At 55.0% G+C, this 14,312-nt stretch carries 12 protein-coding genes; 7 read left to right on the plus strand and 5 right to left on the minus strand.

The window, feature by feature from the left end; all coding sequences use genetic code 11:
• The first annotated feature begins 52 nt into the window (after positions 1 to 52).
• The gene (gene phnP / locus GTGU_RS14375; protein WP_038158322.1) at positions 53 to 811 is read left to right on the plus strand and encodes a phosphonate metabolism protein PhnP; all 759 of its coding nucleotides are present in this window, start codon (positions 53 to 55) and stop codon (positions 809 to 811) included.
• Here phnP and yjdP read toward each other — a convergent pair.
• On the minus strand, positions 808 to 1,137 hold the full coding sequence (gene yjdP / locus GTGU_RS14380; RefSeq protein ID WP_038158324.1) for a DDRRRQL repeat protein YjdP: 330 nt from the start codon (positions 1,135 to 1,137) through the stop codon (positions 808 to 810). The genes phnP and yjdP overlap by 4 nt on opposite strands.
• Positions 1,138 to 1,443: 306 nt before the next feature.
• Here yjdP and fdhF point away from each other — a divergent pair, with 306 nt between their 5' ends.
• Complete coding sequence (fdhF, locus tag GTGU_RS14390; RefSeq protein WP_084222798.1) at positions 1,444 to 3,591, plus strand: formate dehydrogenase subunit alpha; 2,148 nt, start codon at positions 1,444 to 1,446, stop codon at positions 3,589 to 3,591.
• Between the two features lie 406 nt (positions 3,592 to 3,997).
• A complete protein-coding gene (locus GTGU_RS14395) occupies positions 3,998 to 4,669 on the plus strand; it encodes a tetratricopeptide repeat protein (protein WP_038158329.1) in 672 nt (223 codons plus the stop codon).
• 56 nt (positions 4,670 to 4,725) lie between these two features.
• On the opposite strand, the gene gltP is transcribed toward GTGU_RS14395, so the two are convergent.
• Entirely contained in the window at positions 4,726 to 6,039 is a 1,314-nt protein-coding gene (gene gltP / locus GTGU_RS14400; RefSeq protein WP_038158330.1) for a glutamate/aspartate:proton symporter GltP, read from the minus strand.
• 416 nt (positions 6,040 to 6,455) lie between these two features.
• Here gltP and acs point away from each other — a divergent pair, with 416 nt between their 5' ends.
• From acs to actP, 3 genes are all read left to right on the plus strand, one after another.
• Positions 6,456 to 8,414 carry an acetate--CoA ligase gene (gene acs, locus GTGU_RS14405; protein WP_038158332.1) on the plus strand — a complete coding sequence of 653 codons (1,959 nt, stop codon included), beginning with the start codon at positions 6,456 to 6,458 and terminating at the stop codon, positions 8,412 to 8,414.
• A gap of 76 nt (positions 8,415 to 8,490) precedes the next feature.
• The gene (locus GTGU_RS14410) at positions 8,491 to 8,805 is read left to right on the plus strand and encodes a DUF485 domain-containing protein (protein WP_038158334.1); all 315 of its coding nucleotides are present in this window, start codon (positions 8,491 to 8,493) and stop codon (positions 8,803 to 8,805) included.
• Positions 8,802 to 10,451: a cation/acetate symporter ActP gene (actP, locus tag GTGU_RS14415; protein WP_038158336.1), complete on the plus strand. Its 1,650-nt coding sequence runs from the start codon at positions 8,802 to 8,804 to the stop codon at positions 10,449 to 10,451. The genes GTGU_RS14410 and actP overlap by 4 nt, the downstream gene beginning before the upstream one ends.
• Before the next feature lie 32 nt (positions 10,452 to 10,483).
• On the opposite strand, the gene GTGU_RS14420 is transcribed toward actP, so the two are convergent.
• The gene (locus GTGU_RS14420) at positions 10,484 to 11,173 is read right to left on the minus strand and encodes an LrgB family protein (protein WP_038158339.1); all 690 of its coding nucleotides are present in this window, start codon (positions 11,171 to 11,173) and stop codon (positions 10,484 to 10,486) included.
• The gene (locus GTGU_RS14425; protein WP_038158340.1) at positions 11,166 to 11,576 is read right to left on the minus strand and encodes a CidA/LrgA family protein; all 411 of its coding nucleotides are present in this window, start codon (positions 11,574 to 11,576) and stop codon (positions 11,166 to 11,168) included. The genes GTGU_RS14420 and GTGU_RS14425 overlap by 8 nt, the downstream gene beginning before the upstream one ends.
• Before the next feature lie 102 nt (positions 11,577 to 11,678).
• Here GTGU_RS14425 and GTGU_RS14430 point away from each other — a divergent pair, with 102 nt between their 5' ends.
• On the plus strand, positions 11,679 to 12,566 hold the full coding sequence (locus tag GTGU_RS14430) for a LysR family transcriptional regulator (protein ID WP_038158342.1): 888 nt from the start codon (positions 11,679 to 11,681) through the stop codon (positions 12,564 to 12,566).
• 42 nt (positions 12,567 to 12,608) lie between these two features.
• Here GTGU_RS14430 and GTGU_RS14435 read toward each other — a convergent pair whose 3' ends face one another.
• Complete coding sequence (locus tag GTGU_RS14435) at positions 12,609 to 14,255, minus strand: Na+/H+ antiporter (protein ID WP_038158344.1); 1,647 nt, start codon at positions 14,253 to 14,255, stop codon at positions 12,609 to 12,611.
• Positions 14,256 to 14,312 lie beyond the last annotated feature (57 nt).

A 14,312-nucleotide genomic window follows, 5' to 3' on the forward strand; every position in this document is an offset into this window, starting at 1 on the left:
CCCTCATACCTGCCTGTAACCTGATACAGAGTTCACACTGTAAGGAGGAATGATGAGTCTGATTCTTCGCTTAACCGGCACCGGAGGCGCGCAGCTGGTTCCGGTCTTCGGCTGCGATTGCGCCGCCTGCCGCCGCGCCCGTCAGTATCCTCAACATCGTCGCCGTCCGTGTAGCGGCGTGGTGAGTTACAACGATGCCGTCACCCTGCTCGACGCGGGGATCCCCGACATAATGGAATGTCACCCCGCCGGCAGCTTTCATCAGTTTTTACTTACCCACTATCATATGGATCATGTTCAGGGGTTGTTCCCGCTACGCTGGGGGATTGACGAACCCATTCCCGTCTACGGGCCGCCGGATGAAGAGGGTTGTGACGATCTGTTTAAACACCCGGGGATCCTGGATTTCAGCCATACCGTGGAACCGTTCGTGGTATTTGACCTGCAGGGGCTTCAGGTCACGCCGCTGCCGCTCACCCATTCAAAACTGACCTTCGGTTATCTGCTGGAGTCTGCCCACAGCCGCGTCGCCTGGCTTACTGACACCGCCGGGCTGCCTGACAAGACACTAACGTTTCTGCGCAATAATCATCCGCAGGTGATGGTGATTGACTGTAGCCATGAGCCGCGCGACGAAACGCCACGCAACCATAACGATCTCAATACGGTCATCACGATCAAGGAAGAAACGGGTTGCCCGCGGGTGATCCTGACGCATATCAGCCATCATTTTGATATGTGGATGATGAACAATCCGCTGCCGGAAGGGATTGAAGCGGGGTTTGACGGCATGGAGATTATGCTGGATTAACGAGCGTAATCATCCTCAAAACGGCGCTCCTCGTCCTCCAACTGGCGGCGTTCCTGATCGAGCTGGCGCTGGCGATCATCGAGCTGACGGCGGCGGTCTTCAAACTGCCGGCGACGGTCGTCATATTGACGACGGCGATCGTCGCTCATCTGCTGTTCCCAGCCCTGATCACGGTCATCGTCATAGTCCCGGTTGTTGTCGGGCTTCCAGGCGTCGTTAATCGCCTGCTGGATATTACCGATCGCGTCGTCAATCACATCCGCGTGAGCCAGTTGGCTGCTCAATGAGAGCAGGCTGAGCAGAATCGCTGCTATATGCTGTTTCATAAGGTTAATCTCGATGTCGGGTCGATCTCACGGTAGTGAATCGCCAACTACGCGTGTAGCGGAGGATTCTCAAAACCACCGCCCTCACCCATTATCATTTTATTAGCCTCCATTATCATTTCGAGAAACGTCACCCTCGCCACCCATTTCGACACGTCAAATCTGACGACAATCTGTTTTTCGTCATGACATCGCCCAAAACTCGCCCGTAATATCAGGGGATACCCACAATAAAAACATGGCATAGAAGATGCATAATCAGTGTGAAAGCGCGAGAGCGTTAATTGATTAACTGGAGCGAGACCGATGAAAAAAGTCGTCACGGTTTGCCCGTACTGCGCATCAGGTTGCAAAATCAATCTGGTGGTAGATAACGGCAAAATCGTCAGGGCTGAGGCAGCGCAAGGGAAAACCAACCAGGGTACGCTTTGTCTGAAAGGGTATTACGGTTGGGATTTCATTAACGATACGCAAATCCTCACCCCCCGTCTGAAATCCCCCATGATTCGCCGGCAGCGCGGCGGCAAACTGGAGTCCGTCTCCTGGAATGAAGCGCTGGATTATGTCGCCACCCGTCTGAGCGCCATCAAAGAGAAGTACGGCCCGGATGCCATTCAGACGACAGGCTCTTCACGCGGAACGGGTAATGAAACCAACTATGTGATGCAAAAATTTGCGCGCGCCGTTATTGGTACCAATAACGTCGACTGCTGCGCTCGCGTCTGACACGGCCCTTCGGTTGCAGGTCTGCACCAGTCGGTCGGTAATGGCGCCATGAGTAATGCCATCACAGAGATTGATAACACCGATCTCGTGTTTATCTTCGGGTACAACCCGGCAGATTCACATCCTATTGTGGCGAATCACGTGATAAACGCCAAACGCAATGGGGCGAAAATTATTGTCTGCGATCCGCGTAAGATTGAAACCGCGCGCATTGCGGATATGCACATCGCGTTAAAAAACGGTTCGAACATCGCGCTGCTTAACGCCATGGGGCATGTCATCATTGAAGAAAATCTGTACGACAACGCGTTCGTCGCGACCCGTACGGAAGGCTTTGAAGAATATCGTAAAATCGTCGAAGGCTACACGCCGGAGTCGGTTGAAGAGATCACCGGCGTCAGCGCGCAGCAGATTCGTCAGTGTGCGAGAATGTACGCGACGGCGAAATCCGCAGCCATCCTGTGGGGGATGGGCGTCACGCAGTTCTATCAGGGTGTCGAAACTGTTCGTTCACTGACCAGCCTCGCGATGTTAACCGGCAACCTTGGTAAGCCGAGTGTTGGCGTTAACCCGGTTCGCGGCCAGAACAACGTTCAGGGCGCCTGTGATATGGGCGCGTTGCCGGATACCTTCCCGGGCTACCAGTTTGTCAAAGAGGAAAAACACCGCGAGAAGTTCGCCAAAGCGTGGGGCGTGGAAAGTCTGCCTGCCCACACCGGTTATCGCATCAGCGAGCTGCCGCACCGCGCGGCGCATGGCGAAGTGCGAGCGGCGTACATCATGGGTGAAGATCCACTGCAAACCGATGCCGAGCTCTCTGCCGTTCGCAAAGGGTTTGAGGATCTGGAGCTGGTGATCGTGCAGGACATCTTTATGACCAAAACCGCCGCGGCGGCGGACGTCATCCTGCCTTCCACCTCCTGGGGCGAGCACGAAGGGGTTTACACAGCGGCGGATCGCGGCTTCCAGCGCTTCTATAAGGCTGTTGAGCCGAAGTGGGATCTGAAAACGGACTGGCAAATTATCAGCGAAATCGCCACGCGCATGGGTTACCCGATGCACTATAACAACACCCAGGAGATCTGGGATGAGTTACGGCATCTCTGCCCGGACTTCTACGGCGCAACCTATGAGAAAATGGGCGAACTGGGTTACATCCAGTGGCCGTGCCGCGATGAGTCAGACGCCGATCAGGGCACGTCGTATCTCTTCAAAGAGAAATTCGATACCCCGAACGGGCTGGCGAAATTCTTCACCTGCGACTGGGTGGCGCCCATCGACAAACTCACTGATGAGTATCCGATGGTGCTCTCCACCGTGCGTGAAGTGGGCCACTACTCCTGTCGTTCGATGACCGGTAACTGTGCCGCGCTGGCGGCACTGGCGGATGAACCCGGCTATGCGCAAATCAACACCACTGATGCCGCGCGCCTGGGCATTGAAGATGAAGCACTGGTATGGGTGAATTCCCGTAAAGGTAAAATCATTACCCGTGCAAAAGTCAGTGACCGCCCGAACAAAGGTGCGGTTTACATGACCTATCAATGGTGGATTGGCGCATGTAACGAACTGGTGACGGAAAACCTGAGCCCGATAACCAAAACGCCGGAGTATAAATACTGTGCTGTTCGTGTAGAACCTATTGCCGATCAACGCGCTGCGGAACAGTATGTGATCGATGAATATAATAAATTGAAATCCCGCTTGCGTGAAACCGCAATGGGTTGAATTAATTATTTTCACTAATAATAAGGGGTGAATTAATTCACCCCTTTTTTATATTCAAATTATGCGATCCTGATTCCAGAGAAATGTAATTTTTTCCTAATGGAATTACATCTTTGCTTCGTGAAAATCAGCGGTATTATTCAGGTCGGGTGCTTAAGGCTTTCTGTCTTAAGCATTAGTGAGGGACAGAAAGCAGTAAGCCCCGGGAAGATGTTTCCATCCACCCGAGGCTATCCCTCATACCCACGCAAGGATGAGGGTAGCCTCTTACTTCACGCATTGCAAGGAGTAAAAGGCATGACGCCATTTTGTTAATAATATGGCGTCTGGAGGTCTTAATGCACCCGTTTTATTTTTCCTGCCAGCCAATTATACTGCGGGCTCTGTACTCTGAAGATAACTAAAAATGAAATATCTCTATTTATTACTTTTTTTGTTTGTATTTCCATTACATGCAGACGACATCGGTAGCCAGTTCCAGCAGCAGGCGCAGGCGGGCGATCCGCACGCGCAGTACCTTCTCGCCGACACGTACTACAGTTCCGGCAACGAGCAGAAGGCTCACTACTGGGCTGAAAAAGCGGCGGAAAACGGCAATGCCGATGCCATCGCGTTGCTGGCGCAAATGTCGCTGAAAAAGGATATCACCGCGGCGAAAACGCTGGCCGAACAGGCAAGCCTTGCCGGCAGTAAAATCGGCGATATCATCCTCGCCCGCGTTCTGGTTAACAACGAGGCGGGCACGCCGGACTTTCCGCGGGCAATTCAGCTCCTGGAGAATGCCGCGAAGAATATCGAAAGCGATGCCGCCGTCGATGCGCAAATGCTGCTCGGGCTCATCTATGCCAATGGCGGCCCGCTGCCTGAGGACGACGTTAAAGCTGCCTGGTATTTCAAACGCAGCTCAACGCTCTCGCGTACCGGGTATGCCGAATACTGGGCGGGGATGATGTTCCTGCAGGGGGAGAAAGGGTTTATCACGCCGAACAAACAGAAAGCGCTTCAGTGGCTCAATCTGAGCTGTATGGAGGGGTTTGATACCGGCTGCGAGGAGTTTGATCGGCTGAGCAACAAATAACCGTCTCAGCCGCTAACAGGCCGGGTACGCATTCACGTCACCCGGCAGATACCGTTTTAGGGATTTGCGGTTTTATCAAATTTGCCCAGCACCTCGCGCTCATAAGCCAGCGCTTTTTTACGGTCAAATTTGTGTTCCCATTTGGCGATAACCAGTACCGCCAGCGCATTCCCTACCACGTTCAGCGCTGTGCGCGCCATGTCGAGAATACGGTCAACACCGGCGATAAACGCCAGACCTTCCAGCGGGATCCCGACGCTGCCCAGTGTCGCCAGCAACACGACAAAAGAGACACCCGGAACACCTGCAATCCCTTTCGACGTAACCATCAGCGTCAGCACCAGAATGATCTCCTGACCCAACGACAGGTCGATGCCATACAACTGCGCGATAAAGATCGCCGCGATGCTCTGGTAGAGCGTGGAACCATCAAGGTTAAAGGAGTAACCGGTTGGCACCACAAAACTGGTAATTGACGCGGGCGCTCCGTAGGCTTCCATTTTCTCGATAATGCGCGGCAGCACACTCTCAGAGCTGGCCGTCGAGTACGCCAGAATCAGCTCTTCTTTCAGAATGCGGATCAGCGTCCAGATACTCAATCCACACACCCGCGCCACCAGGCCCAGCACCACCAGCGCAAAAAAGAGAATCGCGACGTAAACCAGCACCACCAGTTTGGCGAGCGGCCACAGTGAGGCGAAACCGAAGTTGGCCACCGTCACTGAAATCAGCGCGAACACCCCGATCGGCGCGTAGCGCATCACCATATGCGTCACTTTGAACATGGTTTCAGAGATCGAGCGGAACACTGTCACCAGAGGTTCACGGTGCGATGACGGCAGTGACGACAGCCCCAGACCAAACAGCACCGAGAAGAAAATAACCGGCAGCATGTCGCCCTTCGCCATCGAGGCGAAAATATTGGTCGGTACCAGCGACAGCAATGTCCCCATCAGGCCATGCGCGTGGCTCTGTACTTCTGCGGTCGTATTCTGATATTTCGAAATATCCACTGTCGCCAGTTGCGACATATCAATGCCCGCACCAGGCTGGAAAACGTTCGCCAGCGTAATGCCCAGCACAATGGCAACCGTTGTGATGACTTCGAAATAGAGAATGGTTTTCGCGCCAATCCGCCCGAGTTGCTTCGCATCGCCTACGCCTGCAATCCCGACCACCAGCGTCGAAATCACGATAGGCACCACGATCATTTTGATCAGATGGATGAAGATGTCTCCGGCAGGAGACAGAAGGTTCGCGATAAGCCACTCGCGGCTGTCACTTTGATAATGCAGATAGCTGCCCAGCAGAATGCCCAGCACCAGCGCCAGCAAAATTTGCCAGGCAAGGCTGACTTTTGTTGTTTTCATGACTACAGACTTCCTCAATGAGAGATGTCATTCCTTAAATGAATGACACCTGCTGAAAGGGGTATGAATTGTGTTGCGTTTGTTAGTGGGGTTTTTTAACGCGCAATATCAGTATCATTTGCATGGCATCCTGCGCAACCCTTTCAGAATGGAGCTTTTGTCTGTTGAAGTGCATAATCGTGCGAGTTTATTTCATTTGTATTGCATAACTATTTGTTATAAAAAACTTTTTACATTCATCATTTCTATAAATTCATATCCGCAATTATTTCTTATCTAAGATTCATTTGGTGCATTTTCATACAATTCACTGATTGCGTGATCCGTCGCGCAAATAATAAACAAAAGTGATAGATCCTCCTTCAATTAACGTTTATTTGACATATTATTAACATCTTACAAGGAGAATAAAAGCCATGAGCCAAATACATAAACACGCTATTCCCGCCAGCATTGCGGACAACTGCCTGATTAATCCGGAACAGTACAAGGCGAAGTATGAGCAGTCCGTGGCTGACCCGGATGCCTTCTGGGGTGAGCAAGGAAAAATCCTTGACTGGATCACGCCGTATCAGAAGGTAAAGAACACCTCGTTTGCGCCAGGTAACGTCTCGATCAAATGGTACGAAGACGGCACGCTGAACCTGGCGGCGAACTGTCTCGACCGTCACCTGGACAAGCGTGGCGATCAGACAGCCATCATCTGGGAAGGTGATGATGCCACGCAAAGCAAACATATCACCTATCGTGAACTACATCGCGATGTCAGCCGTTTTGCCAACGTCCTGCTGGATCTGGGCGTCAAAAAAGGCGATGTGGTTGCTATCTATATGCCGATGGTGCCTGAAGCGGCGGTGGCAATGCTGGCCTGCGCGCGTATTGGTGCCATCCACTCTGTGATTTTTGGCGGTTTCTCACCAGAAGCCGTCGCCGGGCGCATTATCGATTCTAACTCCCGTCTGGTGATCACCGCTGACGAGGGCATTCGCGCCGGACGTGGTATTCCGCTGAAGAAAAACGTCGACGATGCGCTGAAAAACCCGAACGTAAAAAGCGTTGAACATGTTGTCGTGCTGAAACGCACTGGTGGAAACATTGACTGGGAAGAGGGTCGCGACCTGTGGTGGAGTGACCTTATCAACAAGGCGAGCGCGGAGAATACCCCGGTTGAACTGAACGCCGAAGATCCGCTGTTCATACTTTATACCTCAGGCTCTACCGGCAAGCCGAAGGGTGTGCTGCACACTACCGGCGGTTACCTGGTCTATGCCGCCACGACCTTTAAATATGTGTTTGATTATCACCCGGGTGACATCTACTGGTGCACCGCGGATGTGGGCTGGGTAACGGGGCACAGCTATCTGCTGTACGGACCGCTGGCCTGCGGCGCCACCACGCTGATGTTTGAAGGGGTGCCAAACTGGCCGACGCCGGCGCGCATGTGCCAGGTAGTGGACAAACATAAGGTCAACATTCTCTATACCGCGCCGACAGCGATACGTGCGCTGATGGCGGAAGGAGATAAGGCGATTGAAGGGACTGACCGTTCCTCTCTGCGCATTCTCGGTTCCGTGGGCGAGCCGATTAACCCGGAAGCCTGGGAGTGGTACTGGAAGAAAATCGGCAATGAGAAATGCCCGGTGATGGATACCTGGTGGCAGACCGAAACGGGCGGTTTCATGATCACTCCGCTTCCCGGTGCCACTGAACTGAAAGCAGGTTCTGCCACACGTCCTTTCTTCGGCGTTAAACCAGTGCTGGTAGATAACGAAGGCCATCCGCTGGAAGGCGCGACCGAGGGGAATCTGGCGATCGCCGACTCCTGGCCTGGTCAGGCGCGTACGCTGTTTGGCGATCACGAGCGCTTCGAGCAAACCTATTTCTCGACCTTTAAAAATATGTATTTCAGCGGCGACGGCGCGCGCCGCGACGAAGACGGTTACTACTGGATCACCGGCCGCGTCGATGACGTGCTGAACGTTTCCGGTCACCGTCTGGGTACGGCGGAGATTGAATCCGCGCTGGTGTCACATCCGAAAATTGCGGAAGCGGCCGTTGTCGGGATCCCGCACAACATCAAAGGACAGGCCATTTACGCCTATGTGACGCTTAACCATGGAGAAGAACCGACGCCAGAACTGTACGCCGAAGTGCGTAACTGGGTGCGTAAAGAGATTGGGCCGCTGGCGACGCCGGACGTGCTCCACTGGACTGATTCCTTGCCGAAAACGCGTTCCGGCAAAATCATGCGCCGTATTCTGCGCAAAATCGCGGCTGGCGATACCAGCAATCTCGGCGATACCTCGACCCTGGCCGATCCGGGCGTAGTCGAAAAACTGCTCGAAGAGAAGCAGGCCATCACTATGCCTTCCTGATGCCCCACCCTACCCCTCTCCCCGCAAGGGAGAGGGGGATAAAGCAAAAGCCCTATCTACCTCTGGAGACTCTGTGATGAATAACGATATTTGTCAGCAGATAGAGAGCAGTGCGCATTACAGGGAGTTGGTTGAAAAACGGCAACGGTTTGCCTTCGTGCTTTCCATCATCATGTTGATTATTTATGTCAGTTTTATATTACTGATTGCCTTCGCGCCTGGCTGGCTGGGCACTCCGCTTCACGCCGGAACCAGTGTGACGCGCGGCATCCCTCTCGGGATTGGCGTCATCGTGATTTCCTTCGTACTGACCGGTGTTTATGTCTGGCGGGCGAACGGGGAGTTTGACCGTCTGAATAAAGCTGTAATGCACGAGGTGAAAGCATCATGAAGAAAGTCCTGACGGCGCTTGCCGCCACGCTTCCTTTGGCAGCAAATGCCGCCGACGCCATTACCGGCGCGGTTCAACGCCAGCCCACAAACTGGCAGGCCATCGTCATGTTTTTGATTTTCGTGGCGCTGACGCTGTACATCACATACTGGGCCTCCAAACGCGTTCGCTCACGTCGCGATTATTATACTGCGGGTGGTAATATCACCGGTTTCCAGAACGGTCTGGCGATTGCCGGCGATTTTATGTCTGCCGCCTCGTTCCTCGGGATCTCCGCACTGGTTTACACCTCCGGATATGACGGGCTTATCTATTCACTCGGCTTCCTGGTCGGCTGGCCCATCATTCTGTTCCTGATCGCCGAACGCCTGCGTAACCTCGGACGCTATACTTTTGCAGACGTGGCCTCCTACCGCCTGAAACAAGGCCCGATCCGTACCCTCTCCGCCTGTGGATCGCTGGTCGTCGTCGCCCTGTATCTGATCGCTCAGATGGTGGGTGCAGGCAAACTTATCGAGCTGTTGTTTGGCCTCAACTACCACGTCGCCGTGGTACTGGTCGGCGTGTTGATGGTGATGTACGTGCTGTTCGGCGGCATGCTCGCCACTACCTGGGTGCAAATCATCAAAGCCGTACTGCTGCTGTTCGGTGCCAGCTTTATGGCCTTCATGGTGATGAAACACGTCGGCTTCAGCTTCAATAACCTGTTTAGCGAAGCGATGGCGGTTCACCCGAAAGGCGCAGCCATTATGAGCCCAGGCGGACTGGTGAAAGATCCTATTTCCGCGCTGTCGCTTGGACTGGGTCTGATGTTTGGTACCGCGGGTCTGCCGCATATCCTGATGCGCTTCTTTACCGTCAGCGACGCCCGCGAAGCACGCAAGAGCGTCTTCTACGCCACCGGTTTTATGGGTTACTTCTACATTCTGACCTTTATCATCGGTTTCGGCGCCATCATGCTGGTCGGTGCCAACCCGGCGTTTAAAGATGCGGCAGGCGCACTGATTGGCGGCAACAATATGGCGGCCGTTCATCTGGCTGATGCGGTCGGCGGGAACCTGTTCCTTGGCTTTATCTCTGCGGTAGCGTTCGCCACCATCCTGGCGGTGGTCGCCGGGTTAACGCTGGCCGGTGCGTCGGCGGTCTCCCATGATCTGTACGCCAACGTGATCCGTAAAGGCGCGACCGAACGTCAGGAACTGAAGGTGTCCAAAATCACCGTTCTGGTGCTGGGCATTGTGGCGATCCTGCTGGGGATTTTGTTTGAGAATCAGAACATTGCTTTCATGGTCGGTCTGGCGTTTTCCATCGCTGCCAGCTGTAACTTCCCGATCATTCTGCTCTCCATGTACTGGTCGAAACTGACCACCCGTGGCGCAATGGTTGGCGGCTGGCTGGGTCTGCTGACTGCGGTCGTGCTGATGATTCTCGGCCCGACGATTTGGGTGCAGATCCTCGGTCACGAGAAAGCCATTTTCCCGTATGAGTATCCGGCGCTGTTCTCGATAGCGATTGCCTTTATCGGCATCTGGTTCTTCTCTGCGACCGATAACTCCGCCGAGGGCGCCCGCGAACGCGAGCAGTTCCGTGCGCAGTTTATTCGCTCTCAGACTGGACTGGGTATTGAGCAGGGTCACGCTCACTAAGAATGATTCCCCGGCCTGCGGGCCGGGGAATGTCAGAACAGCAACCACCCTGCCAGCGGCGCTGCCAGCACCATCGCTACGCCGGAGAGCATCATCACCAGACTCGCCACCACCCCTTCCTGCTGCCCCAGCTCATACGACCGCGCTGTTCCCGCTCCGTGCGAGGCGGCACCGAACCCGGCGCCTTTTGCCATCCCTTCACGAATGGAGAGTCGCAGAAATAGCATGTCGCCAATCGCCATGCCAAATACACCCGTCACCACCACAAACAGCGCCACGAGATCCGGCTGGCCGCCCAGCGGCTTTGCCGCCGCCAGCGCAAACGGCGTGGTGACCGAGCGCACCGCAAGGCTACGCTGGATAGCCTCCGGTAAGGTAAACAACCGCGCCAGCCAGACCGAGCTGGTCACAGCCACCAGCGTGGCGGTGACCACCCCGGCGGAGAGGGACATCCAGTGGCGTTTGATGATCGCCAGATTATCGTAAACCGGCACCGCAAAGGCGATGGTCGCCGGGCCGAGCAGCCATAACAACCAGTGGGATTCCCCCATATAGTTCTGGTAAGAGATATGCCCAAATACCAACAACAACACCAGCAGAACAGGCGTGAAGACCAGCGGCATTAGCGGCAATTTACGAAAGCGGCGATACAGCCGTTTGTTGGCAAAATAGAGCCCGAGGGTGATCAGCAGGTACAGAACGCTGAGCTGAAAATTAGTCATGATTCAGCCTGCGCATCTCAAAACGATAGACTCTGTCGACTACCCAGGCGGTGGTGCCCAGCACCAGGATCGTGCTGAGCGCGATGACCAGAAAAATTCGCCAGCCGTCCACCATCAGCAATTGCGCGTAATTGACGACGGCCACCACGGCGGGAACAAAAAAGAGCAACATTTCAGCCAGCAGCCAGCGCGCCCCGGCTCTGACCCATTTTAACGGAATGATGCGACAGACAATCAGTGCCAGCAGCATCACCATGCCGACGAGATTGGCAGGAAGCGGCAAATTGAGCCAGCCCACCACATACTCAGCCACGACAAACAACCCTGCATACAGTAAAACCTGAACCGGAACCTGAATATGATGAAGCACGCGCGGCGTCACGCGCGCTAAGGCCATAGCCATGAAGGAAATTCCTGCAAAAAAAGAAAGGGCAGAGTATAGAGAGCGCACGACAATGACTGAAATGAATTAAAATCATCGTTAGCATAGTCTGAAGGAATAATCATGGACATCCGAACGCTGCGCTATTTCGTTGAAGTGGTTCGCCAGCAAAGTTTTACCCGCGCGGCAGAAAAGCTATTCGTCACGCAACCCACCATCAGCAAGATGCTGAAAAACCTGGAAGATGAGCTGGGCTGCACGCTACTGATCCGCGACGGTCGCAAGCTGCTGCTAACCGATACCGGCCGGGTGGTGTTCGAGCGCGGGCTGGCGATCCTCGGTGAGTTCCGCCAGCTGGAAGCAGAGCTCAGCGACATCAATCACTTGCACAAAGGCGTGTTGCGACTCGGCATTCCCCCGATGGTCGGCATGCTGATGGCCGGGCCTATCAGCCTGTTTCGCCAGCGTTATCCTGGCGTGGAGCTAAAAATTGCTGAATTTGGCGGGCTGACGGTGCAACAGGCGGTGATGAATGGCGAGCTGGATGTTGCCATGACGGCGTTGCCGGTCGAAGAGGAAAACGGCATGGCGACGCTGCCGCTGTTCAGTCATCCCTTGTGCGTGCTGGTGCCGCGCTCTGGCGAGTGGATTAACATCGACCACGTAACACCGGAACAGCTTTCCCGGCAACCGCTGCTCATCTATAACGAAGATTTTGCCCTCAGCCGTCAGCTCATGCAGTTATTTACCCGCCACAACGTGAAACCGCGTATTGCGGTGCGCAGCGGGCAGTGGGATTTCCTTGCCGCCATGGTGCAGGCGGGTGTTGGCGTGGCGATATTGCCCGAACCGATTTGCCAGCGGCTGGACAAGCAGACGCTGCGCTGGATCCCGCTGGAAAGCGATCTGCGCTGGCAACTGGGGATGATCTGGCGGGAAGGCGTTTACCTTTCGCACAGCGCCCAGGCCTGGCTGGAGTGTTGCGAGGGGTTTTGGGTGAAAACGGAATAATGCCGGGTGGCGATATCGCCTGCCCCGGCAACCAACCAACGGCTACCGATCTTCTACCAGCAGCGCTTCCAGCAGGTCGAGATCGTGCAGCAGTTTTTGCAGCGTTTCGTTGCTGATCTGCCGGGTGGCGCGCAGATGGTACAATTCCCCGCGTTCGGAACGGAGCGCTGCCAGGCGGAACCGGCGTTCTAGTTGCTCTTCCTGCCGCGACGTTTCGACATCGTTACGCCCGTCCGCTCGGCGTCGCAGGTTACCGATGACACGCGAACTGACCTCCGTCAGCAGCTGATTATCAATATTCTCTTCGGCATCCGCCGCCATGCGCTCTTCCATCTTCTGAATCGAGACAATCGCCACTTCGGCGGTCGCCGCCCGCGCCAGACGTTCTTCTTCGCGCTGCCGGGTGTGGTCGCCTGACTCAATGTGCTGCAACAGGATCGGCAGCATCACGACGCCGACAAACAGCGAAAAGAGGATCACCCCGGCGGCGAGGAATACCAGCTCATAGCGCGCCGGGAAGACTTCGCCATTCGGCAACAGCAGTGGGATTGAGAGCACACCGGCCAGCGTAATCGCCCCGCGCACGCCCGCAAACGAAGCAATCAGCAGCTCACGGGTAGTCCATGACCCGAACTCCATCGGCTTTTTCTTCAGGAATCGCTGGCTGAAACGCTGCATCGTCCACAACCAGCCAAAACGCACCAGCATCAGCGCGACATAAATCAGAATGATATCGGTGAACAGCATCCACAGTTCGACGTTCGGATCGGCCTCTGCCGCCACCAGCGACGATTCCAGAATGCCGGGGAATTGCAGGCCCAACAGCAGGAACACCATGCCGTTAAAGACAAACTCCAGCATCGCCCAGGTACTGTTGGCACGCAGGCGCATTGCCAGCGGCGCGGTACGCATGACGCCAGAACGGGTGATGGTCATCCCTGCGGCCACTGCCGCCAGAATGCCGGAGACACCAATATGTTCCGCGATCAGGTAAGAAGCGAACGGCAGCAGGAACAGCAGAACGATTTGCGTTGCAGGTTCATCACCACCCCAGCGGCTGAGAAAACGCAGCGAACGGCCATACAGCCAGCTGACGATAAACCCGGCGAGGATGCCGCCAATCGCCACTTTAAGGAATTCTACCGTCGCGCCGCCGATGGTAAATACCATCGTACCCATCGCCACGGCGACAGCGAATTTCAGTGACACCAGGCCTGATGCGTCGTTCATCAACGCTTCGCCCTGAAGAATGCCCATGATTTTCTTGGGAATGCGCCCTTCGCCGACGATCCCTGAGAGCGCCACCGCATCGGTCGGCGACAACACCGCCGCCAGCGCAAACGCGGGGACCAGCGGAATGCCCGGCACCATCCAGTAGATCAGGAAGCCAATCCCCACCACGGTCACTAATACCAGCGCCAGCGCCAGTCCTAAGATCTCGCGCCCGTGCTCAAGAAATTCGCGGGTCGGCGTTTTCCAGCCATCCGCAAACAGCAGCGGCGGAATGAACAGCACCAGAAACAGTTCTGGATCGAATTCAACGTGAAGGCCGAACGTCGGCCATGCCAGCAGTGCGCCAATGGCGATTTGCATCAGCGGCAGCGGTACCTGAAAGGGCAGAACACGAGTCACTACCCCCGACAGTGAGACCACGAGGGTCATAATCAGTATGGTAAAGAAAATTTCCATGCTATCCCTGTGTGCGATGTTTTCTTATAAGCGGTACTTCAGACAGACAGTCCATGT

The sequence above is a fragment of the Trabulsiella guamensis ATCC 49490 genome (assembly GCF_000734965.1).
GTDB classification, from domain to species: domain Bacteria; phylum Pseudomonadota; class Gammaproteobacteria; order Enterobacterales; family Enterobacteriaceae; genus Trabulsiella; species Trabulsiella guamensis.

Coding starts and splice junctions, on each gene's coding strand:
- actP (WP_038158336.1), top strand. CDS start 8,802: ATGAAGAAAGTCCTGACGGCGCTTGCCGCCACGCTTCCTTTGGCAGCA.
- yjdP (WP_038158324.1), bottom strand. CDS start 1,137: ATGAAACAGCATATAGCAGCGATTCTGCTCAGCCTGCTCTCATTGAGC.
- gltP (WP_038158330.1), bottom strand. CDS start 6,039: ATGAAAACAACAAAAGTCAGCCTTGCCTGGCAAATTTTGCTGGCGCTG.
- phnP (WP_038158322.1), top strand. CDS start 53: ATGAGTCTGATTCTTCGCTTAACCGGCACCGGAGGCGCGCAGCTGGTT.
- GTGU_RS14395 (WP_038158329.1), top strand. CDS start 3,998: ATGAAATATCTCTATTTATTACTTTTTTTGTTTGTATTTCCATTACAT.
- GTGU_RS14425 (WP_038158340.1), bottom strand. CDS start 11,576: ATGGCTATGGCCTTAGCGCGCGTGACGCCGCGCGTGCTTCATCATATT.
- GTGU_RS14410 (WP_038158334.1), top strand. CDS start 8,491: ATGAATAACGATATTTGTCAGCAGATAGAGAGCAGTGCGCATTACAGG.
- GTGU_RS14420 (WP_038158339.1), bottom strand. CDS start 11,173: ATGACTAATTTTCAGCTCAGCGTTCTGTACCTGCTGATCACCCTCGGG.
- acs (WP_038158332.1), top strand. CDS start 6,456: ATGAGCCAAATACATAAACACGCTATTCCCGCCAGCATTGCGGACAAC.
- GTGU_RS14430 (WP_038158342.1), top strand. CDS start 11,679: ATGGACATCCGAACGCTGCGCTATTTCGTTGAAGTGGTTCGCCAGCAA.
- GTGU_RS14435 (WP_038158344.1), bottom strand. CDS start 14,255: ATGGAAATTTTCTTTACCATACTGATTATGACCCTCGTGGTCTCACTG.